Here is a 13022-nt window from a genome sequence, read left to right on the forward strand (position 1 = left end):
CCCCCGTCACAACGGCTTCCTGGCGTGACGGGCGAACTTGAATGGAGCAACCCCCATGTCCCGCCTCGACTATGTGTTCACCTCGGAGTCCGTTTCCGAGGGGCACCCCGACAAGCTCTGCGACCGCATCTCGGACGCCGTGCTCGATGCCCTTCTGGCCGAGGACCCGCTGGCGCGCGTCGCCTGCGAGACCTTCGCCACCACCAACCGCGTCGTCATCGGCGGCGAGGTGGGCCTGCGCGACCAGGGTCGCCTGCGGGCCTTCAAGGGCAACGTGGAGGGCATCGTCCGCGAGGCCGTGCGCGACATCGGGTATGAGCAGGACAAGTTCCACCACGCCACCGTCGAGGTGACGAACCTGCTCCACGAGCAGTCGGCCCACATCGCCCAGGGCGTCACCGGCGAGCGGGGCGAGGAGGGCGCGGGCGACCAGGGGATCATGTTCGGCTACGCCACCCGCGAGACGGCGGAGCTGATGCCCGCGCCGATCCAGTATTCGCACGCCGTCCTCCGCCGCCTCGCCGAGGCGCGGAAGTCCGGGGCCGAACCCTTGCTGCGGCCCGATGCCAAGTCGCAGATCAGCCTGCGCTACGCCGGCGGGCGGCCGGTCGAGGTCACGTCCATCGTGCTGTCCACGCAGCACGAGTCCGAGGCGCAGACCAGCGCCGACATCCGCGCCATCGTGGAGCCCTATGTCCGCGAGGTGCTTCCCGACGGCTGGATCATGCCGGCCACGAAGTGGTGGGTGAACCCGACGGGGGCCTTCGTGATCGGGGGTCCGGACGGGGACGCGGGGCTGACGGGGCGCAAGATCATCGTCGACACCTACGGCGGCGCGGCCCCGCACGGGGGCGGCGCGTTCTCGGGCAAGGACCCGAGCAAGGTGGACCGATCCGCCGCCTATGCGGCGCGCTATCTCGCGAAGAACGTGGTGGCGGCGGGGCTGGCCGACCGCTGCACGATCCAGTTGTCCTACGCCATCGGGGTCGCCCGGCCGCTCACCATCTATGCCGACCTGCACGGGACGGGCGTCGTCGATGCCGCGCTGATCGAGCGGGCCATCGATCAGGTGATGGACCTCACCCCGCGCGGCATCCGCGAGCACCTGGGGCTGAACCGGCCGATCTACGCCCGGACCGCCGCCTATGGGCATTTCGGCCGGACGCCGGACGCGGACGGCGGCTTCTCCTGGGAACGGACCGATCTTGCCGAGGCGCTGCGGCAGGCGGTGGCGCTGGCGGCCTGAAGGGGCGCCGATCACGCGCGCGTGTTTTGCCGGATCGGGCGCGCGCCCTTGTTCTCCCGTGTCATCGACGCGGGAGAGCATGGAATGGCGCAGGACATCTTCACGGCGGGCCTGTCCCGGCGCGGCTTCATGGCGGGGGCGAGCGGGATCGCCGCAGGCGCCGTGCTGGCGGGGGCCGCGCAGGCGCAAGAGTCCGGCCAGGGCGCGGCGGAGGTCGTGCGCGGGGAGGACCCGCCGAACCGGCTCGTGGGCCGTCCGGCCGAGATCGAGACCGAGTTGCGCCAGCCCGAGGCGCGGCGCGTGGGCTGGGCCGTGGCGGGCCTGGGCCACTTCGCCACCTCGTATCAGATCCCGGCCTTGGGGCGGGCGCGGTATTCGGAGCTGAAGGGCCTTGTCTCCGGCAACCCCGAGAAGGCGGCCGAGATCGCCCGGCGCACGGGGGTGGCCGAGGGGAGCGTCTATTCCTACGACAGCTTCGACAGCATCCGGGACAACCCGGAGATCGAGGTGGTCTATGTCGTCACCCCGAACTCGCTCCACCGCGACCTTGTGATCCGGGCCTTCGAGGCCGGGAAGCACGTCATGGTCGAGAAGCCCATGGCGACCACGCCCGAGGACGCGGAGGCGATGATCGCCGCGCGGGACGCCGCCGGCAGGAAGCTCATGGTCGCGTATCGCGCGCATTTCGAGCCGATCAACCTGATGACCGCCACGATGATCCGCGAGGGGCGGATGGGGGACCTGAGCTTCCTGTCGTCCGACCACCACCGGCCGCTGGTCCCGGAGGACCCCAAGGACCAGTGGCGGATGAAGCGCGACCTTGCGGGCGGCGGATCGTTCACGGACATCGGCATCTATTCCCTGAACGGGGTGATCTGGTTCATGGGCGAGGCGCCCGAGGCGCTGTCGGCGCGCACCCATAGCCCTCCCGGCGACGCCCGGTTCGCGGAGGTCGAGGCGGTCTGCACGGTGCAGTTGCGGTTCCCGTCGGGGCGGCTCGCCACGCTGTCCTCGGGCTACATCGCCGACAAGAAGCGCATCGACGTGTGGGGGTCGGAGGCGGTCGCCGTGCTCGATCCGGCGACCGAATACATGGGGAACCGGCTGATGGTCTCCATGGCCCAAGGGACGCAGGAGATGCAGTCGGAGTTCGGCAGCCAGGTCCAGTTCGACCGGGAGATCGATCACCTGAGCCAGGCCATCCTGACCGACAGCGACGTGAAGACGCCGGGCGAGATGGGGCTGCGCGACGTGCGGCTGATCGCGGCGGTCTACCGGTCGGCCGCCGAGGCGGGGCGGTGGATCGAGCTGAACGAGGACGGATCGGCGCGCGGTTGACTTGACGGGGGCGGAGGGCGTGCCTATCCGCCCGGTCCCATGACCGACGAACCGGATCGCCAGTGGCGCAACTTCTATGGCCGGACGCGGGGCAAGACGCTCCGGCCCCTTCAGCGCGAGCGGCTGGAGGAGGTCTTGCCGAGGCTCACCCTGCGCGGCGTCACGCGGGAGGAGAACCCCGCGCGGGCCGTGCTGGAGGGGGTGCCCGAGCCGCTCTGGCTGGAGATCGGGTTCGGGGGCGGGGAGCATCTCGTTCACATGGCGAAGGCCTACCCGGAGGTGACGATCCTCGGGGCGGAGCCCTACGTGAACGGGATCGCGCAGTTCCTGGGGAAGCTGGAGGCCGAGGGCGTGGGGAACGTCCGCGTGCATCCGGGGGATGCGCGCGACCTGCTGGAGGTCCTGCCCGAGGGGTGCCTGGGACGCGCGTTCCTCAACTACCCGGACCCCTGGCCCAAGGCGCGGCACCATCGGCGGCGCTTCGTCACGCCCGAGCCGCTGGGGCTGCTGGCCCGCGCGATGGCGCGCGGCGCGGAGTTCCGCGTCGCGACCGACATCGAGGATTACGTGCGCCAGACCTTGGAGGAGGTGCCGCAGGCGGGTTTCGAGTTGCTGCGCGGCCCGACCGACGACGCCTGGGGCGACTGGACGCGGACGCGCTACGAGGCCAAGGCGCTGCGCGAGGGGCGGTCGCCCCATTACATGACCTTCCGTCGTCGGTAGCGGCGGGCTATGACGCCCCCCGAACAAGGAGGCGCCATGTCCGGCCACGGCCAACCCATCCCGATGACCGCCCGTCCGGGGCATCCCCTGAGCGGCGTCGCGCACGTCCCCGGCGACAAGTCGATCTCGCACCGCTCGCTCATCCTCGGCGCGCTGAGCGTGGGGGAAACCCGCGTGACGGGGCTGCTGGAAGGCGAGGACGTGCTCGACACCGCGAAGGCCATGCGGGCCTTCGGGGCGGAGGTCGAGAAGCAGGGCGACACCTGGAGCGTGCACGGCGTGGGCGTCGGCGGGTTCGCCGAGCCGTCGGACGTGATCGACTGCGGGAACAGCGGCACGGGCGTGCGGCTGGTCATGGGGTGCATGGCGACGACCGCCATCACGGCGACCTTCACGGGGGATGCCTCGCTGAGAGGCCGCCCGATGGGCCGCGTGACGGAGCCGCTGGCGCTGTTCGGCGCGCAGAGCTTTGGCCGCCAGGGCGGTCGCCTTCCGATGACGGTGGTGGGCGCGCGCGATCCGCTGCCGGTGACGTATGCGCTTCCGGTGCCGTCCGCGCAGGTGAAGTCGGCGGTGCTGCTCGCGGGGCTCAATGCCCCCGGCGAGACCGTGGTGATCGAGCGGGAGGCCACGCGGGACCACACCGAGCGGATGCTGCGGGGGTTCGGGGCGGAGGTGCGGGTCGAGGACTCCGCCGAGGGACGGGCCATCACCTTGGTCGGACAACCCGAGCTGCGGGCGCAGAGCATCGTCGTGCCGCGCGATCCCTCCAGCGCGGCCTTCCCCGTCTGCGCGGGGCTGGTCGTGCCGGGGTCGGACGTGCTGGTGCCGAACATCGGGCTGAACCCGACGCGGGCGGGGCTGTTCGAGACGCTGCGCGAGATGGGGGCGGACCTGACCTTCGAGGGTCTGCGCGACGAGGGCGGGGAGCCGGTCGCGGACCTTCGCGCCCGGTTCAGCGGGGCCTTGCGCGGCGTCGAGGTGCCGCCCGAGCGGGCGGCCTCCATGATCGACGAGTATCCGATCCTGTCGGTCGTGGCCGCCTTCGCCGAGGGGCCGACCGTGATGCGCGGCGTCAGGGAATTGCGCGTCAAGGAGAGCGACCGGATCGACGCCATGGCGGTGCTGCTCCGCGCCGCGGGCGTGGAGGTCGAGGAGGGGCCGGACTGGATGATCGTGCACGGGCGCGGGGCGGAGGGCGTCGAGGGCGGCGCCACGGTTTCGACGCGGCTCGACCACAGAATCGCCATGTCGGGGCTGATCCTGGGGATGGCGGCGCGGCGCGGCCTGGGGATCGACGACGGGTCGCCGATCGCCACGAGCTTCCCCGCCTTCGAGACGCTGATGGCGGGCCTGGGGGCCGCGCTGGTTCGGGGATGAGTGGATGAGCGGCGAGGCCGAGGCGAGGGGCACCGGGCCCGAGGGACCGGCCGGGCCGGAGGGGCCGGGCGAGGGGAGCGCCGAGGGCCGGGCGCTGGCCCGCGCCCGCGCCGTCTGGGCCGAGAAGGAGGCCCGCATCGCCGCGCACGAGGCCCTGCTGGAGGAGCGGGCGCTGGTCGCCAGCGCCAGGCGGCGGCGCGTCACCCGCATCGTGCTGCTGGTGCTGGCCGGCGTGTTCTGGACGATGGCGGCGGTGCGGCGGGGGTGGCTTCCATGGTGGTCCTGACGGTCGCCATCGACGGCCCCGCCGCCGCCGGCAAGGGCACCATCGCCAAGGCCCTGGCGCGCGAGCTGGGGCTGCGGCACCTCGACACCGGGAGCCTCTACCGCGCCGTCGCGCTGCGGGTGCTGGGGGGCGAGGACGCCGTGGCGGTGGCGCGCGGCCTCGGCCCGGATGACCTCGCCGACCCGCGCCTCCGGCAGCCCGAGGTCGCGCAGGAGGCGAGCCGCGTCGCCGCGATCCCGGAGGTTCGGGCGGCGCTTCTCGACTTTCAGAAGGCGTTCGCGCGGGCCGAGGGCGGCGCGGTGCTGGACGGGCGCGACATCGGCACGGTGGTCTGCCCGGAGGCCGAGGTGAAGCTGTTCGTGACCGCGAGCGCCGAGGCGCGGGCCGCCCGGCGCCACGCGGAGCAGGTCGCCGCCGGGCAGGAATCGAGCCTGGAGCGCACGCTGGCGGAGATCCGGGCGCGCGACGCCCGCGACGAGGGGCGCGACCACGCCCCCCTGCGCGCCGCCGGGGATGCCGTGGTGATCGACACCTCGGGGCTGGGGATCGACGAGGCGGTCGCCCGCGCTCTCGGCGTCGCCCGCGCGCGGCTGGGGCGCTAGGGCGGGCGCCAGGATCGCGTCGAGCGGCTCGTCGGGCTGGAAGGTCCAGGGGGGCAGGTCGGCCCAGGGGGTGGCCTGGATCGCCTGGGCGAAGCCCTCGCGGAGCGCCGAGGCGTGGGCCGCGATGGCGAGGGGGCCGGCGGACGAGCGCAGGAGCGCCGCGAAGGCCAGGAGCGCGCGGCGGCGCGCGAAGGCGAGCGCGGGGATGCCGCCGCCCATCACCCGCAGGCGATGGTCGAGCCGTTCGAGCCAGGCGCGGTGGTCCCGGCGGTCGGGGAGGTCGTCGTCGGCGGCGTCGTCGAAGGGCATGGCGGGGCTCCGTGTGCGGGAAAGGGGCGGGAGCCCGGAGGATCGCAGCGAGAGGTTAACGCCGTCCGACAGCAACGAACGGTCAGAGGGCGATTCGCGCAACGCCCCCGGCGGCTGCGCGCGGGGCGATCCGGGAGAGTGCTTCGGGGCGGGGCGGCGGACGACCTGAAGGGTTGCCTTCGGCGAGTGCCGGACGGAAAGGCGGCGCGGGGACCGAGCGGGGGACGCGGATGCGGGAACGGGTCGTCTGGATCGACGTGGCCAAGGGGCTGGGGATCGTCGCGGTGGTGGTCGGGCACGTCAGCCATGGCCGAACGGGGGCATGGCTCGTGGCCAAGGAGGCGGTGACCCTGTTCCATATGCCGCTGTTCTTCCTCCTGTCCGGCCTCGTGGCGCGGCCCCTCGCGCCGCTGACTGGCGCGGCGCGGCGGGCGCGGAGCCTCCTGCTGCCTTACCTGTCCTTCTTCCTCCTGCTGGTGGGGGTCGTGGTGGCGGAGCAGGCGGCGGCGGGCGGGCCGCTGACGCTCTGGCGGACCCTGTGGGCCGCCGTGCTGGGGGGCCCCTACCTTTACGGCTACTTTGGCCCGTTCTGGTTCGTGACCTGCCTTTGGGCGGCGCTGGTCGCCTGGGACGCGGCGGCTCGGGTGGCGGCGCCGCGCTCGGCGGGGATGGCGGCGCTGGCGGGGCTGGCGCTGGCGGCGGCGCTGCTGCTGCAGTCCGCCCCGCCGGGGCCGCGCGTGCCTTTTTCGCTGGACGCCGTGCCGCTGGCTTTTGCCTGGATCTGGGCCGGCGGCTGGCTGGCCGAGGAACGGATCGCGTCGCGGGGCGTGCTGGCCGCCGCGCTGGCGGTGGCGGCGATCTGCGGCGGGCTGGCGCTGGCGGGCTGGGAGTTCTCGTTCGACATGAGGGGGGGCGACTACGGCCCGCCGGGGGCGGGGCTCGCGCTGGCCTGGGCGCTGGCGGTGCTGACGATGCGGGGGGCACGGCTCCTCGCGCGGGTCCGAGGGCTTGGACCGGCGCTGGCCTCGCTGGGGCGGGCCTCGCTGGTGGTGCTGTTCCTGCACCACGCGATCCAGGTCATGCTGGCCCGGCGGGGCGTCCCGCCGGGGGCGCTGGTCGCGGTCGCGGTGGCGCTGCCCTGGGCGGCCCATCTGGCGCTGTCGCGGAGCCCGCTGCTGGCGCTGGCCTTCCTGGGTCGCGCGCCGGCCCGGCCGTCCATCGCGGCCCGCGCGGCGGCCTGATTCCCTCGGGCCGGGGCGTCGCGCCTTGGCGCTTGCCCCGCGCGCCCTTGTGCGCTAGGGGGGCGCGTCCCATATGGGGACGACTTCCCCCCCAGACCGGCGGATACAACCGCCAGGCCCGAAAACCGTGCAAAAGGATACGCATTTGGCAGCCAGCACCAGCATGGCGGAGTTCGAGGAACTCCTCAAGGAATCGTACGAGATCGACACGCCGTCCGAGGGGACGGTGGTCAAGGGCCGCGTCATCGCCATCGAGGCGGGCCAGGCCATCATCGATGTCGGCTACAAGATGGAAGGCCGCGTCGATCTCAAGGAATTCGCCCTCCCCGGCGAGCAGGCCAACGTGAACGTCGGCGACGAGGTGGAGGTGTTCCTCCGCAACGTCGAGAACGCCCGTGGCGAGGCCGTCATCTCGCGCGAGATGGCCAAGCGCGAAGAGGCCTGGGACCGTCTGGAAAAGGCCTACGAGCGCGAGGAGCGCGTCGAGGGCGCCATCTTCGGCCGCGTCAAGGGCGGCTTCACCGTGGACCTGGGCGGCGCCGTGGCGTTCCTGCCGGGCAGCCAGGTCGATGTCCGTCCCGTGCGCGACGCCGGGCCGCTGATGGGGCTGAAGCAGCCGTTCCAGATCCTCAAGATGGACCGTCGCCGCGGCAACATCGTCGTGTCGCGCCGCGCGATCCTCGAAGAGTCGCGCGCCGAGCAGCGCGCCGAGGTCATCGGCAACCTCTTCGAGGGCCAGACCATCGAGGGCGTGGTGAAGAACATCACCGAATACGGCGCCTTCGTGGACCTGGGCGGCGTGGACGGCCTGCTGCACGTGACCGACATGGCCTGGCGCCGGGTGAACCACCCGAGCGAGATCCTGTCGATCGGCGAGTCGATCAAGGTGCAGGTCATCAAGATCAACAAGGAAACCCACCGCATCAGCCTGGGCATGAAGCAGCTCCAGGAAGATCCGTGGGACACCGTGGAGCGGAAGTATCCGTATGGCTCCACGCACACGGGCCGCGTGACCAACATCACCGACTACGGCGCCTTCGTGGAGCTGGAGCCGGGGATCGAAGGCCTCGTGCACGTGTCCGAGATGTCCTGGACCAAGAAGAACGTCCATCCCGGCAAGATCGTCTCCACCTCGCAAGAGGTCGAGGTCATGGTGCTGGAGATCGACAGCCAGAAGCGGCGCGTGTCCCTGGGCCTCAAGCAGACCCAGCGCAACCCGTGGGAGGTCTTCGCCGAGCAGTTCCCCGAGGGGACCAACGTCGAGGGCGAGGTCAAGAACATCACCGAGTTCGGCCTGTTCGTGGGCCTTCCGGGCGACATCGACGGCATGGTGCACCTGTCCGACATCTCGTGGGACCAGCGCGGCGAGGACGCCATCCAGTCCTTCCGCAAGGGCGACACCGTGAAGGCCAAGGTCATCGAGGTGGATGTCGAGAAGGAGCGCATCTCGCTCTCGATCAAGGCGCTGGAGAACGACCCCTACGCCGAGGCGATCGGCGGCGTGAAGCGCGGCGACGTCATCACGGTGGCGGTGTCGAAGATCGAGGACGGCGGCATCGAGGTGGACTACGAGGGGATGAAGTCCTTCATCCGCCGGAGCGACCTGTCGCGCGACCGGTCGGAGCAGCGGCCCGAGCGGTTCCAGCCGGGCGACAAGGTGGACGTCCGCGTGGTGAGCGTGGACGCCAAGGCCCGCAAGCTGGGCCTGTCCATCAAGGCCCGCGAGATCGCCGAGGAGAAGGAGGCCGTGGAGCAGTACGGCTCGTCCGACTCGGGCGCGAGCCTCGGGGACATCCTCGGCGCGGCGCTGCGGGAGCGTAGCTGACGCATCGGGACGCCCGGCCGGACGGTCGGGCGGCTTGAGGAATGGGGGGCCTCGCCGGTTGGCGGGGCCCTTTTCCGTTGGGGGTGGGGGCGGTTCGCCGGGGCGGGGCGCGCGATCGGGAGGCCGGGGCGCGGGCGGGGGCGTCGCTGGCGTATTTGGGCCAAGTTGAGAGGGAGGGGCGAGGGCGGCCGAGGGGTCCGGGATGGGCCTGTCGGGTCGAGGCCCGGGCGGGAGAGGCGGCAGGGTGGGGCCCCCCCCCGTGCGGGGGCGGTGCGCCGACGCGCGGCCGACGAGGGCCTGGGGCCGAGGACGGGGCGGGGGAGGGCGCGGGGGCGCCCTCCGGGGGGCGCGTCAGAACGGGGCGGGGAGGGGGGTCTCGTCGGTGCGGGGGGGCAGGACGGGGTGGGGGACCTGGGGCTGCTCGCCGGTCAGGCCGGTGAGGAAGGCGGCGATGGCGCCGATGTCGGCCTCGGCGAGTTCCGTGCCGAGCTGGGCGTTGGCCATGATGTCCACCGCCTCGGGCAGGGACCAGACCGCGCCGGAGTGGAAGTAGGGCGGCGTCAGCGCCACGTTCCGCAGGGGCGCGGCGCGGAACACGTAGTCGTCCGAGGCGGTCTCGGTCACGGCGAAGCGACCGCGGTCGCCCTCGGGGAGGACCTCGGCGCCGGGACGCTCCACGACGCCGAAGGGGTAGTAGTCGTGGCCGCCGAAGTTCACGCCGTTGTGGCAGCCGGCGCAGCCCGAATCCATGAAGAGCGCGAGGCCGCGCTTCTGCTCGGGCGTCATGGCCGCGTCGTCGCCGTTCACCCAGCGGTCGAAGGCCGCGCCGGGGGTGACGAGGGTTTCCTCGAACTCGGCGATGGCGGTGGCGAAGTTGGCGAAGCTCACCGGCTCGGCCTCGTCGGGGAAGGAGGCGGCGAAGGCCTCGCGGTAGGGCTCCATGGAGTTGAGGGTGGCCACCACCTGGTCGGGGGTGTTGTTCATCTCCACGGCGGCCTGGACGGGGCCCATGGCCTGCTCGGCCAGGTCGGCGGCGCGGCCGTCCCAGAACTGCGCGGCGTTGAAGAGCGCGTTGTAGACGGTGGGGGCGTTGCGCGGGCCCTTCTGCCAGCCGTGGCCGATGGAGGTGGGGAGCGCGTCCACGCCGCCCATCCCGACGTTGTGGCAGGTCTGGCAGGAGAAGAGGCCCGACGACGACATCCGGGGGTCGAAGAAGAGCTGGGCGCCGAGCTCGCGACGGGCGGCCTCGATCCCGTCGGCCGGGGGCGCGGCGGGGAGGATGACGCCGAAGAGGCCCTGCGCGGCGTCGCGGAGGTCGGCGTCGGTGGCGTAGCCGGGGGCGATCTCGGCGGCTTCGGCGGGGGCGGCGGGCTCCTGCTGGGCGAGGGCGGCGGTCGCGGTGGCGGCGGTGGCGAGAAGGACGGTGAGTCTCATGCGTTCCCCCATGGCTGGGCCCGCGACGGTCGGGCGGGCCTCACGGGGGGGTGATCTGGCGCGGGGCGCGGGGGGATCAAGCGGGCCGTGGGCGCGCGGGAGCCGCCCGCTTCGTTCGGCCGTTCGCTGCCGGGGCTGCGCGGCAGGCCTTTGAGCGGGCGAGACTTTCGCCTATGCTGGAGACAAGGCGGGGCGAAGCGCGCCATTGTTGATCGTTGCTGGGGGTGAGATGATCCGGTCCGAACTGATTCAGAAGATCGCGGAGGAGAACCCGCACCTCTACCAGCGCGACGTGGAGAAGATCGTCAACGTGATCTTCGACTGCATCGTCGCGGCGATGGCCAAGGGCAACCGGGTGGAGTTGCGGGGCTTTGGCGCCTTCTCGGTCAAGAAGCGGGACGGGCGCACCGGGCGCAACCCCCGCACCGGCGAGGCGGTGACGGTGGACGAGAAGCACGTGCCGTTCTTCAAGACCGGCAAGCTGCTGCGCGACCGGCTGAACGGCAAGGTCGGCGGCGTCGCCGGGCCGGACGACGCGGCGGACCTGGGCGACGACGAGGACGACGCCGCCTGAGCGGGGCCGCCGCGCGGCGGCGCGAGGGCGCATCCGGGCCGGGTCGGGAGGGCGGGGGCGGCCGTCGTCCGTCGTCCGTCGTCCGTCGTCCGGGGGCCGGCCCTTCTTTGGCCTCAAGTATCCCGGGGGGAGCGCGGCACGCGCGGGGGGCAGGGCCCCCATGCGACCGAAGGGCCGGGCGGCCCCGCGCGACGGCCCCGCGCGACGGCCCCGCGCGACGGCTCGTGGAGTTGCGTCCATCGCGCGGGGGTGGCATCTGTCGGGGTGCCGTCCGCGACGGGGCGGCCTGACGGGGCCTGTTGCCATGAGATTCCTCAAGACCGCCTTCTGGGGGCTCGTGGCCCTCGCTCTTGTCACCGTGGGGCTGGCGAACCGGGGGCTGGTGACGCTGCGGGTGCTGCCCGAGGCGCTGGGGGCCGCGCTGGGCCTGTCGCCGGACCTGGACCTGCCGCTGTTCCTGGTGATCTTCCTGGGCGTGGCGCTGGGGCTGGTGCTGGGGCTGGTCTGGGAATGGATCCGCGAGATCCCCGAGCGGGCGCAGGCCCGCGCCACCGCCCGCGAGCTGGAGCGGCTGCGGCGGGAGCTGGCGCGGACCCGGGCCGAGGTCGCGCCCAAGGACGACGTGCTGGCGGTGCTGGACGCCCCGGCGCTGCCGGCGCGGCGGGCCTGATGGCCTTCCGCGTCACCGGGCCGGGGGCCGCCGGGGCGCGGGCCGCCGGGCGCGCGGGCGGGTCCGGGGCCGGGCCCGTGCGGGTCAAGCTCTGCGGGGCGACGACGCCCGCGCAGGTCGAGGCGGCGGCGGCGGCCGGGGCGGGCTACGTGGGGCTGGTGTTCGTTCCGCGCTCGCCCCGCGCGCTGGGCGCGGAGGCCGCGCGGGCGCTGGCCTGGGCCGCGCCGGTGGGCGTGGCGAAGGTCGGGCTGTTCGTGGACCCCACGGACGACGATCTGGCGGCGGTGCTGGACCGGGTGCCGCTGGACATGGTGCAGCTCCATGGGTCCGAGGCGCCGGAGCGGGTGGCCGAGGTGCGGGCGCGCTGGGGGCTTCCCGTCATGAAGGCGGTGGGGATCGGCGGGCCGGCCGACCTGGAGCGGGCGCGGGCCTACGAGGGGGTGGCGGACCAGCTCCTTCTCGATGCCAAGGCGCCGGCGGGCGCGGCGCTGCCCGGCGGGAACGGCGCGGCCTTCGACTGGGGGCTCCTGGCCGGGCGGGGCTGGGCGCTGCCCTGGATGCTGGCGGGGGGGCTCACGCCCGGCAACGTCGCCGAGGCGGTGCGGGTGAGCGGCGCGCGGCAGGTGGACGTGTCCTCGGGCGTGGAGAGCGCGCCGGGGGTGAAGGACGAGGCGCTGGTGCGGGCCTTCGTGGCGGCCGCGCGGGGCTAGGCCCGGCGGCGCCGAGGCGTCGGGGAGCCCGGCGTCAGGTGCTCCGGCGGCGGAGCGCCAGGAGGGCGGCCAAGCCCAGCGCCAGGAGGGGCGCGGTCGCGGGGAGCGGGACGGGGGCGAGGCGCGGCAGCGGCGCGTCGAGGTCCGGGTCCGCGACGTAGGTGCCGCGCGCCAGGGCGGCCTCGGTCAGGACGAACTCGCCGGCCGCGTCGTCCCAGCCCAGCAGCCGGCAGTCGCCCGCGCAGGTCCAGGTGCCGTTGGCGGACAGGTCGAGGCGCCCGCCGAAGGGCAGCCAGGACCAGAGCGTCGGCGCCGCGCCGTCGTTGACGAGGAGCGTGAAGCTCGCGTCGGTCAGGGAGCCCCGGAAGCGGCTCTCGCCCCGGACGGTGCCGGCGGGGGTCAGGGTGCCGTAGGCGAGGATGCCGAGGTCCACGCCCAGGGCGGCAAGGGTGTCGGGCACGTCGAAGAGGGCGAAATACGCGCCGTCGGTGGCGGCGGAGGGCAGGCCCACGAGGAGGCCCGCGCCGGTGCCATCCGGCGCGAAGGGCTGGGTGGCGGTGTCGGCGGGCAGGCCGATGGCGGCGAGCACCTCCTCGCGGGTGATGGTCGCGGCGCCCGTGGGGGAGGCGAGGGCGGTCGCGGCGGCGAGGGCGAGGAGGGTGGCGCGCATGGGGGGCTCCTTCC

Annotated in this window: 12 protein-coding genes, 1 pseudogene and 1 riboswitch; of the genes and pseudogenes, 11 read left to right on the top strand and 2 right to left on the bottom strand. The window is 73.6% G+C overall.

Features of this window, described 5'->3' with window-relative positions; genetic code table 11:
* Nucleotides 1-49, top strand: a riboswitch (SAM-SAH riboswitch).
* Nucleotides 50-55: 6 nt separating this feature from the next.
* The 8 genes from metK (at nucleotide 56) to rpsA (ending at nucleotide 8950) form a co-directional block, all read left to right on the top strand.
* On the top strand, nucleotides 56-1246 hold the full coding sequence (metK, locus tag J2Z33_RS15670; protein WP_209842786.1) for a methionine adenosyltransferase: 1191 nt from the start codon (nucleotides 56-58) through the stop codon (nucleotides 1244-1246).
* Nucleotides 1247-1330: 84 nt separating this feature from the next.
* Nucleotides 1331-2584, top strand: coding sequence for a Gfo/Idh/MocA family protein (locus J2Z33_RS15675; protein ID WP_209842788.1), 1254 nt, complete (start codon nucleotides 1331-1333; stop codon nucleotides 2582-2584).
* A gap of 39 nt (nucleotides 2585-2623) precedes the next feature.
* The gene (gene trmB, locus J2Z33_RS15680; RefSeq protein ID WP_209842790.1) at nucleotides 2624-3307 is read left to right on the top strand and encodes a tRNA (guanine(46)-N(7))-methyltransferase TrmB; all 684 of its coding nucleotides are present in this window, start codon (nucleotides 2624-2626) and stop codon (nucleotides 3305-3307) included.
* A gap of 36 nt (nucleotides 3308-3343) precedes the next feature.
* Nucleotides 3344-4687 (top strand): 3-phosphoshikimate 1-carboxyvinyltransferase, encoded by a 1344-nt coding sequence (aroA, locus tag J2Z33_RS15685; protein ID WP_209842792.1) that lies wholly within the window; start codon nucleotides 3344-3346, stop codon nucleotides 4685-4687.
* Nucleotides 4688-4691: 4 nt separating this feature from the next.
* Entirely contained in the window at nucleotides 4692-4973 is a 282-nt protein-coding gene (locus tag J2Z33_RS15690; RefSeq protein WP_209842794.1) for a hypothetical protein, read from the top strand.
* Nucleotides 4961-5575 (top strand): (d)CMP kinase, encoded by a 615-nt coding sequence (locus J2Z33_RS15695; protein ID WP_245218919.1) that lies wholly within the window; start codon nucleotides 4961-4963, stop codon nucleotides 5573-5575. The genes J2Z33_RS15690 and J2Z33_RS15695 overlap by 13 nt, the downstream gene beginning before the upstream one ends.
* Nucleotides 5576-6114: 539 nt before the next feature.
* Nucleotides 6115-7125 (top strand): acyltransferase family protein, encoded by a 1011-nt coding sequence (locus tag J2Z33_RS15700; protein ID WP_209842796.1) that lies wholly within the window; start codon nucleotides 6115-6117, stop codon nucleotides 7123-7125.
* Nucleotides 7126-7288: 163 nt separating this feature from the next.
* A complete protein-coding gene (gene rpsA / locus J2Z33_RS15705; protein ID WP_209842854.1) occupies nucleotides 7289-8950 on the top strand; it encodes a 30S ribosomal protein S1 in 1662 nt (553 codons plus the stop codon).
* A 351-nt stretch (nucleotides 8951-9301) separates the two neighbouring features.
* On the opposite strand, the gene J2Z33_RS15710 is transcribed toward rpsA, so the two are convergent.
* Nucleotides 9302-10384 (bottom strand): cytochrome-c peroxidase, encoded by a 1083-nt coding sequence (locus J2Z33_RS15710; RefSeq protein WP_209842799.1) that lies wholly within the window; start codon nucleotides 10382-10384, stop codon nucleotides 9302-9304.
* 211 nt (nucleotides 10385-10595) lie between these two features.
* Here J2Z33_RS15710 and ihfB point away from each other — a divergent pair.
* The 3 genes and pseudogenes from ihfB to J2Z33_RS15725 form a co-directional block, all read left to right on the top strand.
* A pseudogene (ihfB, locus tag J2Z33_RS15715) lies at nucleotides 10596-10892 on the top strand (integration host factor subunit beta); the annotation flags it as partial.
* 370 nt (nucleotides 10893-11262) lie between these two features.
* Nucleotides 11263-11628: a lipopolysaccharide assembly protein LapA domain-containing protein gene (locus J2Z33_RS15720; RefSeq protein ID WP_209842800.1), complete on the top strand. Its 366-nt coding sequence runs from the start codon at nucleotides 11263-11265 to the stop codon at nucleotides 11626-11628.
* On the top strand, nucleotides 11628-12338 hold the full coding sequence (locus J2Z33_RS15725) for a phosphoribosylanthranilate isomerase (protein ID WP_209842802.1): 711 nt from the start codon (nucleotides 11628-11630) through the stop codon (nucleotides 12336-12338). Before J2Z33_RS15720 ends, J2Z33_RS15725 begins: the two co-directional genes overlap by 1 nt.
* A gap of 34 nt (nucleotides 12339-12372) precedes the next feature.
* Here J2Z33_RS15725 and J2Z33_RS15730 read toward each other — a convergent pair whose 3' ends face one another.
* The gene (locus tag J2Z33_RS15730) at nucleotides 12373-13008 is read right to left on the bottom strand and encodes a hypothetical protein (protein ID WP_209842805.1); all 636 of its coding nucleotides are present in this window, start codon (nucleotides 13006-13008) and stop codon (nucleotides 12373-12375) included.
* Between the last annotated feature and the right edge of the window lie 14 nt (nucleotides 13009-13022).

The organism is Rubellimicrobium aerolatum (assembly GCF_017872975.1).
GTDB lineage: Bacteria > Pseudomonadota > Alphaproteobacteria > Rhodobacterales > Rhodobacteraceae > Rubellimicrobium > Rubellimicrobium aerolatum.

Coding starts and splice junctions, on each gene's coding strand:
- J2Z33_RS15695 (WP_245218919.1), top strand. CDS start 4,961: ATGGTGGTCCTGACGGTCGCCATCGACGGCCCCGCCGCCGCCGGCAAG.
- J2Z33_RS15690 (WP_209842794.1), top strand. CDS start 4,692: ATGAGCGGCGAGGCCGAGGCGAGGGGCACCGGGCCCGAGGGACCGGCC.
- J2Z33_RS15675 (WP_209842788.1), top strand. CDS start 1,331: ATGGCGCAGGACATCTTCACGGCGGGCCTGTCCCGGCGCGGCTTCATG.
- J2Z33_RS15720 (WP_209842800.1), top strand. CDS start 11,263: ATGAGATTCCTCAAGACCGCCTTCTGGGGGCTCGTGGCCCTCGCTCTT.
- rpsA (WP_209842854.1), top strand. CDS start 7,289: ATGGCGGAGTTCGAGGAACTCCTCAAGGAATCGTACGAGATCGACACG.
- metK (WP_209842786.1), top strand. CDS start 56: ATGTCCCGCCTCGACTATGTGTTCACCTCGGAGTCCGTTTCCGAGGGG.
- trmB (WP_209842790.1), top strand. CDS start 2,624: ATGACCGACGAACCGGATCGCCAGTGGCGCAACTTCTATGGCCGGACG.
- J2Z33_RS15700 (WP_209842796.1), top strand. CDS start 6,115: ATGCGGGAACGGGTCGTCTGGATCGACGTGGCCAAGGGGCTGGGGATC.
- J2Z33_RS15710 (WP_209842799.1), bottom strand. CDS start 10,384: ATGAGACTCACCGTCCTTCTCGCCACCGCCGCCACCGCGACCGCCGCC.
- J2Z33_RS15730 (WP_209842805.1), bottom strand. CDS start 13,008: ATGCGCGCCACCCTCCTCGCCCTCGCCGCCGCGACCGCCCTCGCCTCC.
- aroA (WP_209842792.1), top strand. CDS start 3,344: ATGTCCGGCCACGGCCAACCCATCCCGATGACCGCCCGTCCGGGGCAT.
- J2Z33_RS15725 (WP_209842802.1), top strand. CDS start 11,628: ATGGCCTTCCGCGTCACCGGGCCGGGGGCCGCCGGGGCGCGGGCCGCC.